The 18820-nt window shown below is 69.5% G+C and carries 17 protein-coding genes; 12 read left to right on the plus strand and 5 right to left on the minus strand.

Going from position 1 to position 18820, the window contains the following annotated elements; translation table 11 throughout:
- Positions 1–44 precede the first annotated feature (44 nt).
- The 5 genes from SM116_RS01885 to crcB all read left to right on the plus strand — a co-directional run bounded on the left by SM116_RS01885 (position 45) and on the right by crcB (position 4557).
- Positions 45–1415 (plus strand): ATP-dependent DNA helicase, encoded by a 1371-nt coding sequence (locus SM116_RS01885; protein ID WP_320942774.1) that lies wholly within the window; start codon positions 45–47, stop codon positions 1413–1415.
- Between the two features lie 164 nt (positions 1416–1579).
- Complete coding sequence (locus tag SM116_RS01890; protein ID WP_320942775.1) at positions 1580–2839, plus strand: serine hydrolase domain-containing protein; 1260 nt, start codon at positions 1580–1582, stop codon at positions 2837–2839.
- On the plus strand, positions 2836–3762 hold the full coding sequence (locus tag SM116_RS01895) for an EamA family transporter (protein WP_320942776.1): 927 nt from the start codon (positions 2836–2838) through the stop codon (positions 3760–3762). Before SM116_RS01890 ends, SM116_RS01895 begins: the two co-directional genes overlap by 4 nt.
- Before the next feature lie 25 nt (positions 3763–3787).
- Complete coding sequence (locus SM116_RS01900) at positions 3788–4189, plus strand: fluoride efflux transporter FluC (RefSeq protein ID WP_320942777.1); 402 nt, start codon at positions 3788–3790, stop codon at positions 4187–4189.
- Entirely contained in the window at positions 4186–4557 is a 372-nt protein-coding gene (gene crcB / locus SM116_RS01905; protein WP_320942778.1) for a fluoride efflux transporter CrcB, read from the plus strand. The genes SM116_RS01900 and crcB overlap by 4 nt, the downstream gene beginning before the upstream one ends.
- 26 nt (positions 4558–4583) lie before the next feature.
- Here the strand turns inward: crcB and SM116_RS01910 are convergent, their stop codons facing one another.
- On the minus strand, positions 4584–5528 hold the full coding sequence (locus SM116_RS01910) for an aldose 1-epimerase family protein (RefSeq protein WP_320942779.1): 945 nt from the start codon (positions 5526–5528) through the stop codon (positions 4584–4586).
- Positions 5521–8439: a DUF5107 domain-containing protein gene (locus SM116_RS01915; protein WP_320944224.1), complete on the minus strand. Its 2919-nt coding sequence runs from the start codon at positions 8437–8439 to the stop codon at positions 5521–5523. The genes SM116_RS01910 and SM116_RS01915 overlap by 8 nt, the downstream gene beginning before the upstream one ends.
- Positions 8440–8497: 58 nt before the next feature.
- Between SM116_RS01915 and SM116_RS01920 the strand changes: the two genes are divergently transcribed.
- Positions 8498–9388 (plus strand): helix-turn-helix domain-containing protein, encoded by an 891-nt coding sequence (locus tag SM116_RS01920; RefSeq protein ID WP_320942780.1) that lies wholly within the window; start codon positions 8498–8500, stop codon positions 9386–9388.
- 7 nt (positions 9389–9395) lie between these two features.
- On the opposite strand, the gene SM116_RS01925 is transcribed toward SM116_RS01920, so the two are convergent.
- Positions 9396–10247 carry a helix-turn-helix domain-containing protein gene (locus SM116_RS01925; protein ID WP_320942781.1) on the minus strand — a complete coding sequence of 284 codons (852 nt, stop codon included), beginning with the start codon at positions 10245–10247 and terminating at the stop codon, positions 9396–9398.
- Between the two features lie 87 nt (positions 10248–10334).
- Between SM116_RS01925 and SM116_RS01930 the strand changes: the two genes are divergently transcribed.
- The gene (locus SM116_RS01930) at positions 10335–11288 is read left to right on the plus strand and encodes a phytanoyl-CoA dioxygenase family protein (RefSeq protein WP_320942782.1); all 954 of its coding nucleotides are present in this window, start codon (positions 10335–10337) and stop codon (positions 11286–11288) included.
- Between the two features lie 25 nt (positions 11289–11313).
- Here the strand turns inward: SM116_RS01930 and SM116_RS01935 are convergent, their stop codons facing one another.
- Both SM116_RS01935 and SM116_RS01940 read right to left on the minus strand, forming a co-directional pair.
- Entirely contained in the window at positions 11314–13542 is a 2229-nt protein-coding gene (locus SM116_RS01935; protein ID WP_320942783.1) for a right-handed parallel beta-helix repeat-containing protein, read from the minus strand.
- Between the two features lie 27 nt (positions 13543–13569).
- Entirely contained in the window at positions 13570–14364 is a 795-nt protein-coding gene (locus SM116_RS01940; RefSeq protein WP_320942784.1) for an NAD-dependent epimerase/dehydratase family protein, read from the minus strand.
- Between the two features lie 131 nt (positions 14365–14495).
- Between SM116_RS01940 and SM116_RS01945 the strand changes: the two genes are divergently transcribed.
- The 5 genes from SM116_RS01945 to SM116_RS01965 are packed head-to-tail and all read left to right on the plus strand — an operon-like array spanning position 14496 to position 18809.
- Positions 14496–15734 carry an enolase C-terminal domain-like protein gene (locus SM116_RS01945; protein ID WP_320942785.1) on the plus strand — a complete coding sequence of 413 codons (1239 nt, stop codon included), beginning with the start codon at positions 14496–14498 and terminating at the stop codon, positions 15732–15734.
- Positions 15715–16878, plus strand: a complete 1164-nt coding sequence (locus SM116_RS01950; protein WP_320942786.1) for a hypothetical protein — start codon at positions 15715–15717, stop codon at positions 16876–16878. Before SM116_RS01945 ends, SM116_RS01950 begins: the two co-directional genes overlap by 20 nt.
- A 10-nt stretch (positions 16879–16888) precedes the next feature.
- Positions 16889–17563, plus strand: coding sequence for a bifunctional 4-hydroxy-2-oxoglutarate aldolase/2-dehydro-3-deoxy-phosphogluconate aldolase (locus SM116_RS01955; protein WP_320942787.1), 675 nt, complete (start codon positions 16889–16891; stop codon positions 17561–17563).
- Entirely contained in the window at positions 17560–18438 is an 879-nt protein-coding gene (locus SM116_RS01960; RefSeq protein ID WP_320942788.1) for a 2-hydroxy-3-oxopropionate reductase, read from the plus strand. Before SM116_RS01955 ends, SM116_RS01960 begins: the two co-directional genes overlap by 4 nt.
- Entirely contained in the window at positions 18435–18809 is a 375-nt protein-coding gene (locus SM116_RS01965; RefSeq protein WP_320942789.1) for an L-rhamnose mutarotase, read from the plus strand. The genes SM116_RS01960 and SM116_RS01965 overlap by 4 nt, the downstream gene beginning before the upstream one ends.
- Positions 18810–18820: the final 11 nt, after the last annotated feature.

An 18820-nucleotide genomic window follows, 5' to 3' on the forward strand; every position in this document is an offset into this window, starting at 1 on the left:
GGCTGGAAAAGCCCTGGCTGCACGCGGCGTCTACCATAGTGTCGATGACGGTGCGCACGCTCTCGGCCGAGCAGGAGGCCCTGTTCCGGCTGATCGAGGATACCCGCGAGCACGTCTTCGTCACCGGCCGGGCCGGTACCGGCAAGTCCACGCTGCTGCAGCACCTGGCCTGGAACACGAGCAAGCAGATCGTCGTCTGCGCCCCGACGGGGGTTGCGGCGCTCAACGTCGAGGGTCAGACGATCCATTCGCTCTTCCGGCTGCCGATCGGCCTCATCGCAGGCACCGAGCTCGACCAGTCGGATGCGACGCGCAAGATCCTCAACGCCATCGACACGCTCGTCATCGACGAGATCTCGATGGTGAGCGCTGATCTGATGGATGCCATCGACCGCGCCCTGCGGCAGGCCCGCGGCCGGCGGCGCGAGCCGTTCGGCGGCGTGCAGGTCGTCATGTTCGGCGACCCCTATCAGCTCGCACCCGTGCCGCCCCGCGGCGACGAGCGCCGTTACGTCGACGACCACTACCGCTCGTTCTGGTTCTTCGACGCCCGCGTGTGGACGGGCGCATCCGCCGAAGGAGACGGGATGCTGGACCAGATCCTGACGACCGGCGAGTTCGGCGCCCCCTTGAACGTCAGCGAGCTGCGCGACATCCATCGCCAGTCCGATCCCGCCTTCAAGGCGATGCTGAACGCGGTCCGCCACGGGCGCGTGACCGCCGACATCGCCCAGGTGCTGAACGAGACCGGCGCCCGCCGCCCGCCGGCGAACGTCGAGGGCGAGCCGCCGATCATCACCCTCGCCACCCGCAACGACCGGGTCAACGCGATCAACCGCGGGCACCTCGAGGACCTCGCCGGCCGCGAGCAGACCGCCACCGCCGAGGTGAACGGCGACTTCGGTCGCGGAGACGTGTATCCGGCCGATGTCGAGCTCAAGCTCAAGGTCGGCGCGCAGGTGATGTTCCTGCGGAACGACACCCAGCAGTACGGCGACGGACCCCGCTGGGTCAACGGCACGATCGGAACGGTGACGCGCATCGCCGGAGGCACCGTGCGCGTCGACGTCAACGGCGAGGAGCACGACGTCGAGCCGGCCGTGTGGGAGAGGTTCCGCTACGCCTACGACCCGGGCTCGAAGAAGCTGACGCGCGACATCGTCGCCGAGTTCACGCAGTTCCCGCTGCGGCTGGCGTGGGCGGTCACCATCCACAAGTCGCAGGGCAAGACGTACGACAGGGCGGTGATCGACCTGGGCTCTGGCGCTTTCGCGCCGGGCCAGACCTACGTCGCGCTGTCGCGCCTGACCTCGCTCGAGGGGCTCTACCTGACGCGGCCGCTGCGGCCGAGCGACATCCGCGTCGACCCCGACGTGCAGCGGTTCATGCAGCGGGTGCGCCAGACCGCATCCTGAATCGTGTCCGGATGGCGGCGTCGATCCTATATGGCATGACGCCGGACGAGGCAAGCCCCGACCGGCAACATCGAGACAGTGTGCTTGAATCGAAACGCACGACCAGGCGTGCAGGACGCGATCACCGGGGGGTGAGGATGCGAATCCCTACGGCGAAGGGCCGGATGGCGGCAATGGCCGCGGCCGCTCTCGTCGTCGCGCTCGCCGTCGCCGGATGCGCTCCCACGCCCACGGTGCACGATGCCGCCGTCGCAGGAAACGGGGGCGATTTCGCGAAGGACACGCAGAAGCAGCTGCAGGATGCCGTGACCGCCGCGATGACCGCTGCCGGCGCATCCGGAGCCATCGTCGGCGTGTGGGCGCCGTGGGCCGGCGACTGGGTGGACGGCCTGGGGACGCAGTCGACCACGACCAAGACGCCGGTGACGACCGAAATGGACTTCCGAGTCGCGGACATCACGCGCGCCATGACGTGCGACGCCCTGTACCACCTCGCCGGTGATGGCAGGATCGACGTCGACAAGCCGGTCTCGTCGTACGACTCCGCATATCCCGACCTTCGGGACGCGACCCTGCGCCAGCTGTGCGACGGCACGGCGCCGATCGGCTCGTACCGCACGATGCTGGGCGCGACGATGGCCGACAACCCGACACGCGTGTGGGACCCGAACGAGCTCGTCACCTACGGGCTCGGACAGACCATCCCACCGTCGACCGTGACGCCGTACCACGACGCCGACGCGGGATACGTGCTCGTCGGGCTCGTCCTGGAGCGGGTGACCGGCAAGCCGATCGCGCAGATCCTGCACGACGAGGTGTTCGCGCCGCTCGGGCTCTCCTCCACCGCGCTGCCGGGTGCCAAGCCGGCGCCCCCGCACACGACGGGCACCGCCCTGCAGGGCTTCAACTCCCTCAAGGACGCGAAGGGCGCGTGGGTCTGCGACAAGCCCGCGGATGTGACGGATGCCTCGGCCTCCCTGGGCGCGTCGGCCGCCGGTGTGGTCTCCGACATCGACGACCTCGGCGCGTACGTCCAGGCGCTCGCGAAGGGCACGCTGACACCGAAGGACGCCAAGCGCTACGCGTCGCCGAAGCCCGTGGGCGCCGACACGCCCACGTGGTACACCGCGGCCGGTGGCGTCTACCGGGCCGGCAGCCTCATCGGCCAGTACGGCTCGGTCCCCGGCTACGCGACCGCCGCATACTCCGACCCCCGCTCGGGGCTGACGGTCGCCGTCGTGCTCAACAACTCCGGAGCCGGCGCATCCATCGCCCAGGACCTCGCCTTCGAGCTCGCCGCCATCGCGTCGAAGGCCCCGGCCGAGAAGGGCAAGGACGCGCCGGCCGCGGGCCTGCCCTGGACGGCGCAGCAGTACGCCGACGCGATCGCGCACTCGGCCATCTGCGCTCCGCCGAGCAAGTGACCACGCGCGCCGCCGGCGCGCCCGCCATCCTCCTGGTGATCGCGGGCCTGCTGTGCCAGGACATCGGTGCGTCGCTCGCCGTTCTGCTGTTCCCGAAGACCGGGCCGCTCGGCATGGTGATGCTGCGGCTCGTGTTCTCCGCGCTCATCCTGCTGGTCATCGCGCGGCCGCGGCTGCGCGGGCACTCGGCGTCCGGGTGGCGTGCCGTGATCGCGTTCGGCATCGTGCTCGCGCTCATGAACAGCCTGTTCTATCTGGCGCTGAACCACCTGCCGCTCGGCGTGACGGTCACGATCGAGGTGCTCGGACCCCTGGTGCTGTCGATCATCGCCGCCCAGCGCGCGTCGGCCTGGCTGTGGGCCGGGCTCGCCTTCGCCGGTGTCGTCGCGCTCGCCGGCGGCGGATGGGATCGGCTCAACGTCGTCGGCGTGCTGTTCGCGCTCGGCGCGGCGGCCAGCTGGGCGCTGTACATCCTGTCGTCGGCGCGGGTCGGCGGCGAGTTCCCGAAGCTCGACGGACTCGCGCTGGCGATGAGCATCGGGGCCATCGTGTCGCTGCCGTTCGGCATCGCGGACGCGGGGGCCGCCCTGCTGCAGCCGCTCGTCATCGGGCTCGGTGCCGCGGTCGCGATGCTCTCCTCGACCATCCCGTACGCGTTCGAGCTCATCGCGCTGCGGCGGATCCCGGCAGCCGTGTTCGCCGTCCTGATGAGCGTGTCGCCCGCCGTCGCGACCCTCGCGGGGCTCGTGCTGCTCGGGCAGCGCCTGACCTGGGTCGAGCTCGTGGGCATCGCACTCGTGATCGCGGCCAGCATGGGTGCCGTATGGAGCGGGATGAGCCGTCGACCGCCGCAGATCGCTGCGTCGGCGCGAACTCGCGAGGCTCCCGAGGCCGAAGAGCCGTTCGCCGAGCCCATCGCCTGACGAGGCGGATGGCAGAATGGGCGCGATGTCCGACCGGCCCCTGCATCAGCGACCGCGCTACCTCGCGCTCGTCTTCGCCGGCGGCGCGCTCGGCACTCTTGTGCGCTGGGCGCTCGCGATCGCGTTGCCGTCCGGCTGGCCCGTCGCGACGCTGTTCGTCAATGTGACCGGAGCCTTCGCCCTCGGGTGGCTGCTCGAGGCTCTGGCCCTGCGCAACGAAGACGACGATCCCACGCACGGCGTCCGTCTGTTCTTCGGCACCGGCGTGCTCGGGGGGTACACGACCTACAGCGCTTTCGCCGTGGACACCGACCTGCTCGGCATCACGTGGCCCTCCCTCCTGTACGTCGTCGCGACGATCGTGCTCGGCGCCGCCGCATCCCTCGCGGGCATCGCGATCGCCGCGCGGATCGGGCGCCGCGCATGACGCTCTGGGCCGTGGTCCTCATGGCGATCGCGGGAGGGCTCGGCGCGGTTGCGCGGTTCGTCCTCGACAGCATCGTGCGGATGCGGGTCGAGGCATATCCGCTCGGGACGTTGATCATCAACCTCAGCGGCTCGTTCCTGCTGGGGCTCGTCGTCGGGCTCGCGGGCCACGTCCTCTCGCCGGAGTGGCGGCTCGTGCTCGGCACCGGATTCCTCGGCGGGTATACGACGTTCAGCACCGCGAGCTACGAGGCGGTGCGCCTCGCGCAGCAGGGCCGGTGGCGGGAGGTCTCGCTGCACACGATCGGGATGGCGATCGGCGCCTTCGCCTTCGCGGTCGCCGGCTTGTGGCTCGGAACACTCCTCTGACGGTCAGCGCAGGATGCCCGCAGGCCTCAGAACGACCGGATCCTCCACCCGGCGCTCGCCGAGCCGCCGGATTCGATGACGAGCAGATCGCGCTGCGAGTTCAATGCGTCGGGCGGACACGTCATCGGCTCGACCGCGAGTCCGCACCGATGCCCGTCCGAGCCGGGAGCATCCGCCGTGTACAGCTGCACCCACGGGCAACGCTCATCCCATGAGATCTCGGTCCCGCGCCCGTCGGCAGTCGTCAGACGGACGCGCGCCTGACCGCCGGCGTCGCGTCGCAGTGACGTGAACGCGTGGTTCACGATCGTCGCGCCGAGCCGCCGTGGCTCTCGGAAGTCGAAGCAGCCCCCGTCGTGGGCGTCGACCCGTGCGGTGCCGGTCGGCAGCAGCCGATCGGCCGAGACCAGAAGGACCTCGGCGGCCGGAAGGTCGAGCACCCAGTCGTCGATCGCGCTCGTCGAGGGCGCGCCCGCGACGAGATAGGGGTGCCCGCCGACGCCGAACGGTGCGGCATCCGGGGATTCGTTCGTCGCGACGACCTGCTGCGCCAGACCGTCGGCGTCGAGGCTGAAGATCACCTCGAGACGGACGCGCCACGGGTAGCCCGGCTGAGGTTCGATCCCGGCGGCGAGCACGACCCGCTCTGCCGATCTGCCGACACAGGCGAAGTCGAGCCATGCGACGAGGCCGTGAGCCGCGTTCGCCGTCTCGACCTCGTTGCGCACCAGCTGATGCGCGACGCCCGCGAACGCGTACCGGCCATCGGCCGTCCGGTTCGGCCACGGTGCCAGGAGCGCCCCGCGCATCGCGGGGCGCACCTCGTCGGCGTCGAACGGCAGGATGAGATCCCGACCCTCGTACCGCAAGGAACGCAGCGTGGCTCCGACGCTCGCGATCTCGGCGACATAGCCGTGCGCGCTCAGCTCGTACTGATCGCCGGAGCGTGGCCTGCGGTGCTCGTCATTCATCGGCGGTCTCGCGTGAGAAGAGCAGCAGATCGGGGAGGCTCGTGGCGAAGTAGTCGGTCACCCCGTCTTCGCGCACCGCGGCGGGCGCCTCGTACGGAGAGCGCGCCTCGCCCAGGGTCGCAGGCGGCTCCATCGACGGCCGCCCGCTCGCGACCGCGGCCGCGTCCCAGGCAGCGATGGCCCGTCCTTCACCGCCTTCCCACGGGTGGAAGGGACGGGTCGCGAGGATCGCGAGCGCCTCGTCCAGTTCGCGCTCGGCGATCAGCAGGTTCACGTACTCGATCGTCAGGTCGTCCCGCGTGCGCACCAGGTGCTCGACAGGTCGGAGCGCCGCGAGGCGGGTGGCGGCGGAGTGGCCGAGTCGGGCAGCGAGCTGGTCCTGCTCGTAGCGAAGTCGCGCGTCGCCCGGTGCCAGCCGCACGGCCTGGACGTATCGCGCCCACGCCGTGTCATCGTCATGGGCCACGTTGTAGGCGGCGAGTGCCGCGTTCCGGTACAGGACGGGATCCTGCATCCCCAAGTGGATCGCGCGCTCCCACGCCTGCAGGGCGTCACCGCGACGGCCGTGGGCGTAGAGCAGCATCCCGCGGAGCGAGTGCGCGGTGGCGTCGTCCGGCTCGGCGACGATGGCGCGGTCGAGGGCGTCGAGCGCGTCGAGGCCGTACGGGAAGGCCCACGTGCGGTCGGCTGTGCGCGCTTCGGCCCGGTGGGCCGCCGCCGCTTCAGGGCGGCCGAGGTCGTCCAGCAGGGATGCCGCGACGTAGTGCGCGATCGGTCGCATGTTGCCGGACCCGGTGATCGGCGCGGCGATGGTCGCCGTGAGGATCCCGAGCGCGAGGTCGGCCTCGCCGGCGCGCAGGACGTCGAGCGCCGCATCGAGCAGGAGCCCGGCATCCGGAGCGATCCGCATCCCCGCGAGCACCCGCAGGGTCGCGTCGAGCGGGTCGCGCGTGAGTGCGTCGCGCAGGAGCGCGTCGGCGTCGGCGGCTCGCCCCAGCCGGCGAAGGATGACGACACGCAGCGCGATGCGGCGCGCGTCGTATCCGACGACATCGAGGGTGTCGAGCACCCGCATCGCCGCGCGGTTCTTCTCCCGTCGCGTCAGGGACCGGGCAAGCTCGAACCCCGCGGCCGGCGCCCACGCCGCATCCCAGCCGGCCTTCCCGAACGCGTGCTCGGCTTCGATGGTGCGGCCGAGTCGGGTCAGCACGAGCCCGGCGAGGTAGAAGGCCTCCGCATCGATCGGGTTGGCGTTTCGCCGCGTGAGCCGCGCGAGGGCGATGCGCACGCGGGCCAGCGCCGGTTCATATCGGCCGGCGCGGTGGTCGCGGTCGGCGAGCGCGAGATTCGTTCGCACGTCATGGGGGTCGCGCTCGATCGCCTCGCGCCAGTAGGCCATCGGAGACCGTGTGGGATGCCGGTACTGGCTGAGGTGCAGACCGGTGAGGTACAGCTCCTCCACCGAAGCGATCGCGTCGGGCGCGGGGGGCTCCTCGGCGACCCAGGGCTCCTCATCGGAGACCTCGACGGGCACCCACTGCACGAGCAGTCGGCCCGATCGGTCGCGCAGCTCGACCGAGATCGCGGTGTCGGCGCCGATGTCGGCTCGGATCGCGACCGGCGTCCCGGGAGTGAGGTCCTGGCGCCGGCGTGCCACGACCGCGCCGCGCAGAAGGATCCGCAGCTCGGCGTCCGGCTGCGGCGAGGTCGCCGCGAAGGTGGCCACGACACCGTTGTCGCGGTCGACGTGGACCGCGGCATCCGGCGTCGCCTGATGGGCGATGCCCATCGCGGGGATCGGGTACCAGTACTGCGAGAAGACCTTGGTCTCGCCCGGAAGGATCCACGAGAAGTCGGGCTGGTTGTCGGTGTACACACCCGCCATGAGCTCGACGTACGGACCGTCGCCGTCGGTCAGCTGCGCATCCCAGGCGTGACCGAACGGCGCGTCGCCCCACGTCCACTGCTTCTTCCCGGGCGACAGGCGACGCTCCGCCCAGTGCACGAAGCCCGCGCCGGCGGCGTGGTCGTAGCCGCCGAAGAAGTCCTCCTGCGAATCCACGATCATGTACGAGGTCGGCACCGGGATGTTCCGGTAGAAGTCGATGCGGTCGGCACCGGGTGCCTTCGCCGCGCGAGCCGGGTAGTCGACGCCGTAGTACGGCCGGTCCGCCGCCGGGAACGCCGTCAGCGCGCGCCGCGCGTGGTCGGCCACATAGCGCACGTCCTCGGGGAAGAACGACTGATAGTCGTCGTGCACGCGTGCGGCGACGTTCGCCCACCACAGGAAGGTCTGGCGTTCGCTCGTGCGATTGTGCAGACGCACGACCAGCTCGATCACGGAGCTGTCCGGGCGCAGCCGGACGCCGTGCTGCGCGGACATGCGGGCGAAGGGGTCGTGATCGGCGCACCAGACGGTGACCGATCCGTCAGCACTCTGCTCGATCGTCGTCTCGACCGGCAGGTAGGTCGCCGGCCGGTGGTGCTGCGGCCAGTTGAACTCGACACCGCCGCTGATCCACGGGCCCGCGAGGCCCACCAGGGCCGGCTTGATGACGTTGTTGCGATAGAAGAAGTCGTAACCGGTGGTCTTGTCGTAGCCGATGTGGATGCGGCCGCCGAGCTCGGGCAGGATCACCACTCGCAGATATCGGTTCTCGAGGTGGACGGCCTGCCACTCCCGCTGCGTGCTCTCGTCGGCGACGCTCTCGGTGAACGGGAGGGGATACACCTTTCCGCTCGAGCCCTGGTAGACCCGGTTGTCGAGGTACATGGGGTACGGGCTGGGGTCAGCGGCTTCGTATGTGCGAATGCTGAGCGGCTCGTTCCACGCGACGGCGCCGCCGTCGCGCAGGACCGCCTGCAACGGCGGGGGCGCGTCCGGCAGCGTGATCTTGTCGGTGCTGGTCATCACCCTTCGACGCTACGAGTCCCGACGAACGTTGGGTATGGTGAGATCGAGGGTGGATATGGACGAAACAGCGATGGATGCCGCATCCAGCTCACGTATGCACGGCTTCGAGGACCAGCGCCTGTGCGTCGTCCCGCGGCCGCACGTCGAGGCCGCCCTGCAGCGTCCCGGCACCCGCCGCCTGGTGGTCACGGATGCGGGGTGCTTCCCGTCGGCGCGGGGGCACAGGCGCTCTCGCCCACAGGGATCCCCGGAGACGATCGTGATGCTGTGCGTCGCCGGGAGCGGCACGGTGGACGTCGCGGATGAGACCCATGTGCTGACCCGGTGGACCTGGACGACGATTCCGGCCACGACGCCGCACGAGTATTACGCCTCCGAGGACGATCCATGGACGATCTGGTGGCTCCATGTGCGCGGCACCGCCGCCTCCGAGGTCACTCGGCCGATGGTGGGCGTCCCGCAGCGGGTGTCGAGACTGCGGTCCGTTGATCGCGTGCTGGCGCTGTTCGACGAACTGGTCGCCCTGCTCGAGGGCCGGCTTTCGCCGGCGCATCTGCTGGCGGCATCCGGAGTCGCGTGGAATCTGCTCGCGCGCATGTCGGCCGACACCATGCTGCCTGCGGATGGCTCCGCGCTGGAGCGCGCGATCCGATACCTCGAAGCACGCACGGACGGCCGCATCCGGGTGGCGGAGCTGGCGGCGATCGTGGGCGTGTCACCCTCTCACCTGACCGCTCTGTTCCGAGAATCCACCGGCGGCGGCCCGGCGGCGTTCCACGCCTCGCTGAAGATGGCGAGGGCGCGCACACTGCTGGACACGAGTTCGTCCTCCATCTCCGAAGTCGCGCGCACCGTCGGCTATGACGACCCGCTGTATTTCTCGCGGCAGTTCCGCCGCCTTCACGGCGTGAGTCCATCGGAGTACCGCGCGCAGGGGAAGGGATGACGCCGGTCTACCGGACGACGGGCTCCCGTGCCACGTGGAGTCTTCGCCACTGGGTCGGGGTCGTCCCGCAGATCTTGGCGAAGGTCTCGTGAAAGGAGCTCAGCGACTGGAATCCGGCCGTGGTCGCGACGGCGGCGGAGTTCAGGTCGGTCGTGAGCAGGAGGCGCTGTGCCTCTGCGACGCGGATCTGGCCGAGGTACGCGGTCACGCTGGCGCCGAAGACCGCTCGGAAGATGCTCGCCGCACGGTTCGGGTGGAGGTGCACGACGCGGGCGACGTCGGCGACGTGGATGTCGTGAGTCGAGTTCTCCGCAATGAACGTCGCCATCCGCGCGGCGCGATCCAGATCGACCGACGACCGGGCGCGCGCCGGAGCCGTCTCCAGCCAGCTTCCCCGGGACATGCGGTGCATCAGCGCCTCCACCTCCAGCTCGGCCGCCCGCCGCGTGACGAGGTGGGAGAGCGCCAGGTCACCGGTCCATCGATCGAATTGCCGTGCCCACTCGCCTGAGCGAGCATCGGCCGGGCCCACCAGGACCGCACCGCGGAGCAGGCCGTCCTTCACGGTCTCGGGAAGTCGCCACGACATGAACAGGGCGAGCGGGACGGTGGCGAACGACATCAGGTGGCCGTCGTCGATCTGGAGGAGCTGGTGCGGCTTGGCTCCCCAGAAGGCGCACGGGGTGTCAGCCGGCAGCGTCGTCACCCTGCCCGCCGAGGCGTAGACGAGCGCGCTCGAGCAGTAGTTGATCTCGATGTCGTTGTGGGCGTGCGGCGCCGACATGACTGTCGACGCGCCGCGCCACGCGACGAATCCGAACGTGTTCCCGTGCTGACGGGGCTCGGCTCTGTCGGACATGGTGAGTTTCTGGAAGGGAATGCCTGAATTGCGGAACTCTGACGAAAAGGTGGCGGCTACCGTCGTCAAGGATAAGGGAGGCCCACCATGTCCGGCACGACTCTGCAGAACACTTCGGCGACGACTCGCGACAACCACCTCACGCCGGACGAGATCGCGCATTTCGACGAGCACGGCTACGTCATCCTGCGCAATTGCATCCGGGCGCCCCTGCTCGAGAAGCTCCAGCGCGCCTCGCTGCGATGGATCGCCGATGGACTGGCACTGGAGAACGAGTCGGACGGCGACGGCGACTACAACTTCGCGACCCGGCCGTCGGGCCGTGTGCTGTTCCGGATCAACTACGTGCACAACAAGGGTGAGGCCGCCTCGCTCGAACTGCTGGGCAGTCCTGAGATGCTCGGCATCGCCGAGAGCCTGGCGGGCCCGAATTTCGTCCCGACCTACGAATCCCTCGTGTTCAAGAACACCGGGGACGGCGCGCCGATCGATTGGCATCAGGATGCCGTCCACCCTCGCAACTTCCGGATCTTCAACGTCGACGTGTACCTCGACGAGAGCCGGAAGGGCAGCGGCTCGCTGCGGGTCGCTCCCGGATCCCACCGGCAGGTCGTCGACGTGTGCCGGCTGCAGGAGGAGTACGGCTGGGACGCACCCGGTGTGGTGCAGACGGAACTGAATCCCGGCGATGTGCTTGTGCACGACGTGATGCTCGTCCACGGCTCGGAGGCGACGCTCGCGAACAAGCTGCGTCGCACGATCTATTACGAATTCCGCCCTGCCGAGCAGATCGTGGCCGAAGGGCCGTGGGACGAGGCGTTCATCGACCGGCGCCTCCGTCTCGTCGCGCTGGGACAGCGGGAATGGCGCACGCAGAATCCCTCAGCTGAGCCGTTCGCCTGGAACGTCGCCGATCGCTTCGCTCCCCGCGTCTCGGACGACTCCGAAGCAGAGCTCAGGGTCGCCCACGCAGTGCACAGCCCCGGCTCGTACTGCAGCGCCGGCAATGTGGCGACCAGGCCGAACGGTCGACCCGTGTGAGAACCCCGCTTCTGGGTGCCGCGGGCTATCGGGTCTCCGCCGGTGCCTTGGGCCACACCCTGACCGGCCCAGGCACAGGGCGTTCGAACGGCCCGGGGTAGGGGTTTTCCGAATCGCGCACGGCGGCGAAGTAGTCGGTGTCCACGGCGATCGGTGTGCCGTCCGCGTTCTCGTAGGGCAGTGCGGGGACTGCCGCTGAGCCGAGGAGCCCGCTCGTGACGACGCGGCGCGAGGTCGCGGACCACGCCGGATCGGCGTCGAGACTCAGGAACCAGCCATCCGACCGCTCCGTCAGCTGCGGCCGGATCGGTGCGGCGTGCACCACGGCGTCGTGGTCGAACCGGCTCGGGACCGCGTCGCCGGCGAACACGTTGCCGGCGGCGAAGGCCGGCAGCACCGCCCCGTCGAGGGTGCCGTCCCATCTCGCATATTGGGGGTCGGATGCGGCGCCATCGGGGCTCAGGATGATGTTGTTGTAGAACCGGTGGTCGCCGGGTGTCGCGTCGGACAACCCCGCGATGGCCGTGTCGTGGGCGGGATGGTACGGCGTGACGCGCGCATCGGCGAGGAAGTGCGCGATGTGGCCGCTGAGGAGGTTGTGGGCGAACGCCGTGCCCTTCGAGTTGATGAAGGCGGCGTTGCGCGACAGGAGGATGTTGTTCGCGATCAGCAGGGGGCCGTGCTGCATTTCCAGGAAGAGATCCGGCGAATCGCCGTTGTCGTGCAGCAGGTTGCCGGTGACCTGTGCACCCTGGCACATCCAGTCGAGCCAGATGCCGTGCAAGGCGCAGCGATAGACATGGTTGTCGGCGATGACCGTGTCCACCGCGCCGTGGAATTTGAGCCCCGCCTGCTCGGCGCCGGAGAACAGCCGGCGGCTGTCGATGTCGTGGATCTCGTTGCCGGTCACCCGGCTGAAGGCGCATCCGAGGCTCCCCACGATGCCGGTCTGCTCGCAGTGGTGGATGTGGTTGTCGCGCACGATGTGCGAACCGACCTGCGTCCGGTTCCACCCGTTCTCGAGGGCGTCCCGCACGCAGCGCGTATAGGGGTCGGCTTCTCCGGCGTCATTGGTGTTGTCGGTGCCGTCGCCGTACTTGCCCAGCGACAGCCCGCTGCACTTCGAGTGGCTGATGGTGTTGTTCTCGATGACCCACCCGCGGCTCCAGTTCGTGCCGATGACGGCCTTCTGCTCCGACGACGGGGGTGCCCAATTGGTCGCGGCGTTCCGCAGAGTGAATCCGCTCACGTGGATGTAGTCGATGTGGTTGCGGCTGGGGTAGAACACGGTCTGGCGGACGTTGATCTCCACCGTGCCGTCGTTGGGATCCCCCTCGGGGAACTGCGCGTAGATCGTCGTGGTCCCGGCCTCGTATTCGGAGGTCGTGAACCGGACGACGAGAGTGATGGCACCGGAGCAGGGTTCGATCGGGACGGTCAGCGTGCGCCACACGTTCGGTTCATCGGATGCTGCAACCTCACCCGCACCGAGCAACGGCCCGTCGGGGGTGTCGAGCCGAAGCTCGATCCGGCCGCCCCCGCCCAGATCCGGTGCGACGTCGATGTCGATGAAGCGGCAGTCGCTGCCGGCATCCACCCCATCGAATCGCAGCCAGTCGCCGACCTTGAGGCCGGTGGAATGAGACATTCCATCGGGCCTGGTCCCCAGCGTGCCGCCGTAGCGGAACGCCAAGGTGTCGGCCGACACGACCGGACCGCCGTCCGGCCGGATCTCGCCGAGGCTGATGATGCCGTCCGCGTCGCCCTCCACGGTGGCGAACCACAGGCCATCCGGGTCGGACGCGGTGTGCAGTTCCTCGAGCGATTCCGCCTCGATCAGCCAATCCCCGTTGCGGTAGACGCAGCCGGTGTGATGCACCCGGCCGCGCGGATCGAACCAATCCCCCCGGATGACGTCGATGTAGGGGTTGAAAGCGCCGAACCGCGAGCTCTCGACCTGGTAGCGCCAGACCTGCCCTGACACGTGCTCCCAGCCCGATGCCACATCCGACCCGGTGATGACGACCCGCTCGCGCTCCGCCGCGGCGTAGGTGATCGGGGCGTCGTCGGTGCCGCCGCGTGGCGGATCCACGCGCTCGCGGTAGACACCCCCGGCGACGAGGACCGTGTCCCCTGGGCGTGCGACCGCCGCAGCGGCCGAGATGCTGCCGAACGGGCGGGTTGCTGTTCCGTCGGCTCCGTCGGCTCCGTCGGCTCCGGATGCCGCGGAGACATAGAGGGTGCGAGATTCCACAGTGTCATCTTCCATTTCTCTCGAGTCCTACGACCATCCAGGTGTTCCGAGCGGATGGTGCACCCATCCGGACCCGAGCGGCTCGTCGACGCCGAACGGCGGATCCGACACGACGCGAGACGCGTAGACCTCTGCATCGTCGAGTGGCACGAAGCCGATCTCGGCACCGGCCGAGAGGTCGGCGAAGCCGCGCTGGTTCGCCGAGAGTCCCCACACCGTGTGGAACCCGGGTTGCTCGAGCCGATTCACGGCTTCCACCAGACGGGCGAGGTCTGCGATCGACAGCCAGGTCGACAACGAGCGGATGCTGCTGGGCTCGGGCTCCACCGTCCCGAGTCGCGCGGCGACGACGGACATGCCGAAGCGATCTGCATAGAGCTGTCCGAGCGCCTCGAGCACCACCTTGCCCACCCCGTAGTACGTGTCGGGTCGGGCCGACGGCAGCCGCATCCCCTCCATGGATCGCGGCGTGTGGAACCCCACCGCGTGAATCGAGCTCGCGAGGAGAACGCGCGGGACGCCGGCTCGCCGGGCCGCCTCCAGGACGACGCGGCCGCCGTCGATGTTCACGCACATGATGTCTTCCCATGGCATCTCCGAGGCGTATCCGGCCAGGTGCACGATGGTGTCGGCTCCCGCGACGGCAGCGGTCAGCCCGTCGAGGTCGGTGACCGACGTCGTGACGGTCCGCTCGGATGGTCCCGCACCGAGGGCGGGGACGATGTCCACGAGCGTGAGCCGGCGGCCTTCGGTGCGCAGAAGCGGACGGAGACGCGTGCCGACGCTGCCTGCAGCACCGGTGAGGACGATCGACGAGGACATGCCGCTCCTTGGAACAGCCCGATCAGCGTAACCGGGTTGCGATAATCGATAATAGACGAGTAGGTTCGCCCACGGAGACTCTTTCGTGGAGATGCGGTCTGCGACTCCGACGATGCGACGAAAGGAATCTCGTGATCATCCAGGATCTGATCGTCACTCCGATCGCGTTCCCCGATCCGCCCTTGCTCAATGCGGCGGGGGTGCACGAGCCGCTGGCGCTGCGCAGCGTCGTGCAGCTCGTCGTGGCCGGCGGGGTGGTGGGCTTGGGCGAGGGCTGGGGCGAGCGGGATGTCGTCGAGGCGATGACGTGCGCGCGGGATGAGCTGGTCGGACAGAATGTGTTCGATCTCGCCGCGGTCGAGGCGGCGGTCGGTCGCTCCATCTCCGCCCGCGATCAGGGAGCGGACACGCGCCTGCAGACCATCGTGTTCGCGCCCATCGAGGTCGCGTGCCACGATGCGCAGGGAAAGATCCTGGGCGTTCCCGTCAGCACGCTCCTCGGCGGCGCGGTCCGCGACAGCGTCGACTTCAGCGGGTACCTGTTCTACAAGTGGGACCGCCACCTCGGGACAGCTGCCGCGCCGGATCGCTGGGGAGCAGCTCTCGACCCCGCCGGAATCGTCGACCAGGCTCGCACCATGATCGACGAGTTCGGCTTCCGTTCGCTCAAGCTCAAGGCCGGCGTGTTCCACCCCGACGAAGAGGCCGCGGCGATCGAGGCGCTCGCCGAAGCATTTCCCGGCACACCCCTTCGGATGGACCCGAACGGCGTGTGGTCCGTCGAGACCTCGGTCGCGATCGCCGAGCGGCTGCGCGGCACACTCCAGTACCTCGAAGACCCCACGATGGGCATGGCCGGCATGTCGGCTGTCGCCCAGGATGCCGGCATCCCCCTCGCGACGAACATGTGCGTGGTCGGCTTCGACCAGATCGCCGAGGCGGTGCGCACCGACGCCGTGCAGATCATCCTGTCCGATCACCACTTCTGGGGCGGCCTGCGCCGAACCCGTGAGCTGGGGGTCATCTGCGAGACATTCGGTCTGGGCCTCTCGATGCACTCCAACTCGCACCTGGGGATCTCGCTCGCCGCGATGACGCACGTCGCAGCGGCGATGCCCCGCATCGACTACGCGTGCGACACGCACTACCCCTGGAACGGCGAGCACGACATCCTCGAGCCGGGCGCGATCGAGATCCGTGACGGAGCGGTGCGCGTGCCTACCGGTCCCGGTCTCGGGGTGGAGCTGGACGAGGGCAGACTGGGCGAGCTCCACGCGCTCTACACAGCCTCGGGCCGGACGCACCGCGACGACGAGGCCTACATGCAGGCCGCGCAACCCGACTTCGTCGATGTCAGACCACGGTTCTAGCGGCGCGGGCGCGCTGAGCGTCTACGCCTACCCCTGGGACGTCACGGGCGATCCGGCGGCGCTCGATGTGCTCACCTCGATGGATGCCGATCGCGTCGTGCTGGCCGCCGCCTATCACTCCGTGCGAGCCGCGACGCCGCGGCATCCACGGCACAAGGTCGTCGATGCGCGCTGGTCTGCGATCTACGCGCCGTTCCGGCGCGAGGCGTTCGCGGCACTGCCGATCGCGCCGCGTGCCCCGGGCGGCTGGGTGACCGAGGGCGCGTTCGCACGGGCGCGTCGTTCGATCGCCGAGGCCGGGATGGACGTCGCCGGCTGGCTCGCTCTCACGCACGTCGACAGTGAGAGCGCATCCGACGAGTTCCGCGTCGTCAACGCGTTCGGAGACGTGTACGCGTACGCGCTGTGCCCGTCCCACGACGCGGTCATCGAGTACGCGTCGACGGTGGTCCGCGAGACCGTCGACGCGGGTGAGCTCTCGTCGATCGTGGTCGAGGCCTGGAGTCAGCTCGGCGTGGCGCACGTGTCCCAACACGACAAGACATCCACCGCCGGCTGGACGGCCGCCGATCTCCAGCTTCTCTCGATCTGCTTCTGCATCGCGTGCCGGCGGCTCCATCTCGCACAAGGAGCCGATGTCGACGCGCTGCGCGCGGCCGTGCGAGCCTCGGTCGGAAGCGCTCGTGCGCAGTCCGTCCGCGACGAATGGGGAGCAGTCGTGCTGGCCGCCCGCACCCGCTCGAGGCGCCGGATGCTGTCCGCCATCCTTCCGGCCGCGCATGACGCGGGTGCGGCACGCGTCGAACTGCATGTCGACGATGACCCGTGGGCGACGGGCCCGTGCGGGCCGATCGGCACCGACGATGATGTCGCGGCCGGTGTCGCAGCCGTCGTCGCACCCGCGTGGAGTCCCGGCGCGGTCGCGGTCGAACGGGTCCGCCGACTGTCGCAGAGCCACCGCGAGGTCGCCGCGTACGTGAGCGCCCTCGGCACGGAGTCAGCGGAGGCGCTCGCGATGTTCTGGGAGGAGCTCATCGCCGCCGGGGCCGGATCCCTGCACCTTTATCACTTCGGTCTCGCGTCGGCGGACCGGATCGCGACGGCCATCGCCGCACGCGCGGCCATCCGCGAACGAACGCACTGAGGAGAACCACATGACGGATATCGGCGAACGACTCGGCGATGTGCCGCTGGTCGCGATTCTCCGGGCGCCCGACCCGGCTCGCTTCCTCCCGGTCGTCGAGGTGCTCTACCACTGCGGAATGCGGGCGGTGGAGATCACCCTCACCACTGCGGGCGCGGTCGAGTGCATCCAGGAGCTTCGGTCGTCGATGCCGTCCGATCTGCTTGTCGGGGCGGGCTCGCTCAGATCGTCGAGCGACCTGCTGGCGGCCCACGACGCCGGGGCCCAATTCGTCGTGAGCCAGTTCGCCTCGGTCGAACTGCGGGATGCCGCCGACGCACTGGGCGTGGATTACATTCCCGGCGCACTGACGCCGACGGAAGTCGCCCTGTGCCGGGCGGCCGGCGCTGCGGTCGTCAAGCTCTCACCGGTGGGCCCGGTGGGCGGCATCGCCTACCTCGTCGAGCTTCTGGCGCCCATGCCGGACGCGCGGATCTTCGTCACGGGCGGAGTGAAAGTGGATGACATCGTCGGGTATGTCGATGCGGGGGCCGCCGTGGTGGGCCTCAGCCGGGATCTGCTCCGCGATGCGCTCAGCCCCGACGGTGATCTCGCCGCACTCGCCGGGCGAGCGCGGACGGCGGTCGACGCCGTGATGACGCGCTCGCTCTCATCGCGTCACGCCGAGGCGGAGGTGGGACTGTGAAGATCGTGTTCATCGGACTGGGCACCATGGGGCTGCCCATGGCGGTCAACCTGGTCAAGGCCGGATATGACGTCCACGGCTTCAATCGCAGCGACGCGAAGGTCGCCGCATTGGTCGCAGCAGGTGGAATCGCCGGAGGCGTCCTGGATTCCGAGGTCGAGGACGCCGACGTGATCATCACGGTGCTCCCCGACTCCCCGGACGTCAGAGCTGTGCTGCTCGGGCCCGATGGGATCGTAGGTCGCCTCCCCGAGGGCTCGACCGTCATCGACATGAGCACGGTGACGCCGACGCTCGCCGTCGAGGTGGCCCAGGCCGCCGCCGCGCAACGCGTCAGCGCACTGGACGCTCCCGTGAGCGGAGGGGAGGCGGGCGCGATCGAGGGATCGCTGTCGATCATGGTCGGCGGCGAAGCCGACGTCGTCGAACAGCGCCGGGGACTGCTCGAGGCGATGGGCCAGACCGTCGTGCATGTCGGCGGCCACGGCGCCGGTCAGACGGTCAAGGCGGCGAATCAGCTGCTGGTCGCCGCCACGATCCAGGCTGTCGCCGAGGCGCTCACCTTTCTCGACGCATCCGCGGTCGATCTCGAGCCCGCGGTGCAGGTGCTCGCGGGAGGCCTCGCAGGAAACCGCATCCTCGACCGGAAGTCGGCGTCGATGCTCGCTCACGACTTCCGACCCGGCTTCCGGGTGGAGCTGCACCACAAGGACCTCGGCATCCTGCTCGACGCGGCGCGACGAGTCCGTGTCCCGCTTCCGGTCGGGGCCCTCGTGAGTCAGCTGATGGAGTCTTCACTGGCGCGGGGTGACGGTGCGCTGGACCACACCGCCCTCCTGAGGGGCGTCGAGCAGATGGCGGGGCGCGGACGATGACCGGATCTGTGATCTACACGGAGAGCTGCACTCAGCTGGTTCCTGGAGCGGCGGTCGAGTACGAGGCCTTCCATCGGGCGGTTCCGCGCCGGATCGACGAGCAGCTCCGGCGCGGCGGCGTCGTGGCGTGGCAGATCTATCTTCGTGACGACGTGCTCACCCACTGCGTCACGAAGGATGACCGTGCACCTGCGCCGCCGAGCCCCGAGGACGTGGCGACAACGGCCTGGTGGCGGGAGCAGGTGAGGCCGTTCCTGGTGGAAGGGGCTTCGCCCGCGGTCGAAAGGCCGCTGGGCCGCCTGATCTGGGACCTCGACTGGCCGACGCGCGAAGAGGTGGACACCGCCGAGCACGAGAGCGATTCTCGATAGCCGATAGAATC

Source organism: Microbacterium rhizosphaerae, assembly GCF_034120055.1.
GTDB lineage: Bacteria > Actinomycetota > Actinomycetes > Actinomycetales > Microbacteriaceae > Microbacterium > Microbacterium rhizosphaerae.

Bases quoted from the DNA above. Each gene is read 5' to 3' on its own strand.
- SM116_RS01885 (WP_320942774.1), top strand. From the start codon at position 45: ATGACGGTGCGCACGCTCTCGGCCGAGCAGGAGGCCCTGTTCCGGCTG.
- SM116_RS01890 (WP_320942775.1), top strand. From the start codon at position 1,580: ATGGCGGCAATGGCCGCGGCCGCTCTCGTCGTCGCGCTCGCCGTCGCC.
- SM116_RS01900 (WP_320942777.1), top strand. From the start codon at position 3,788: ATGTCCGACCGGCCCCTGCATCAGCGACCGCGCTACCTCGCGCTCGTC.
- crcB (WP_320942778.1), top strand. From the start codon at position 4,186: ATGACGCTCTGGGCCGTGGTCCTCATGGCGATCGCGGGAGGGCTCGGC.
- SM116_RS01910 (WP_320942779.1), bottom strand. From the start codon at position 5,528: ATGAATGACGAGCACCGCAGGCCACGCTCCGGCGATCAGTACGAGCTG.
- SM116_RS01915 (WP_320944224.1), bottom strand. From the start codon at position 8,439: ATGACCAGCACCGACAAGATCACGCTGCCGGACGCGCCCCCGCCGTTG.
- SM116_RS01920 (WP_320942780.1), top strand. From the start codon at position 8,498: ATGGACGAAACAGCGATGGATGCCGCATCCAGCTCACGTATGCACGGC.
- SM116_RS01925 (WP_320942781.1), bottom strand. From the start codon at position 10,247: ATGTCCGACAGAGCCGAGCCCCGTCAGCACGGGAACACGTTCGGATTC.
- SM116_RS01930 (WP_320942782.1), top strand. From the start codon at position 10,335: ATGTCCGGCACGACTCTGCAGAACACTTCGGCGACGACTCGCGACAAC.
- SM116_RS01940 (WP_320942784.1), bottom strand. From the start codon at position 14,364: ATGTCCTCGTCGATCGTCCTCACCGGTGCTGCAGGCAGCGTCGGCACG.
- SM116_RS01950 (WP_320942786.1), top strand. From the start codon at position 15,715: ATGTCAGACCACGGTTCTAGCGGCGCGGGCGCGCTGAGCGTCTACGCC.
- SM116_RS01955 (WP_320942787.1), top strand. From the start codon at position 16,889: ATGACGGATATCGGCGAACGACTCGGCGATGTGCCGCTGGTCGCGATT.
- SM116_RS01965 (WP_320942789.1), top strand. From the start codon at position 18,435: ATGACCGGATCTGTGATCTACACGGAGAGCTGCACTCAGCTGGTTCCT.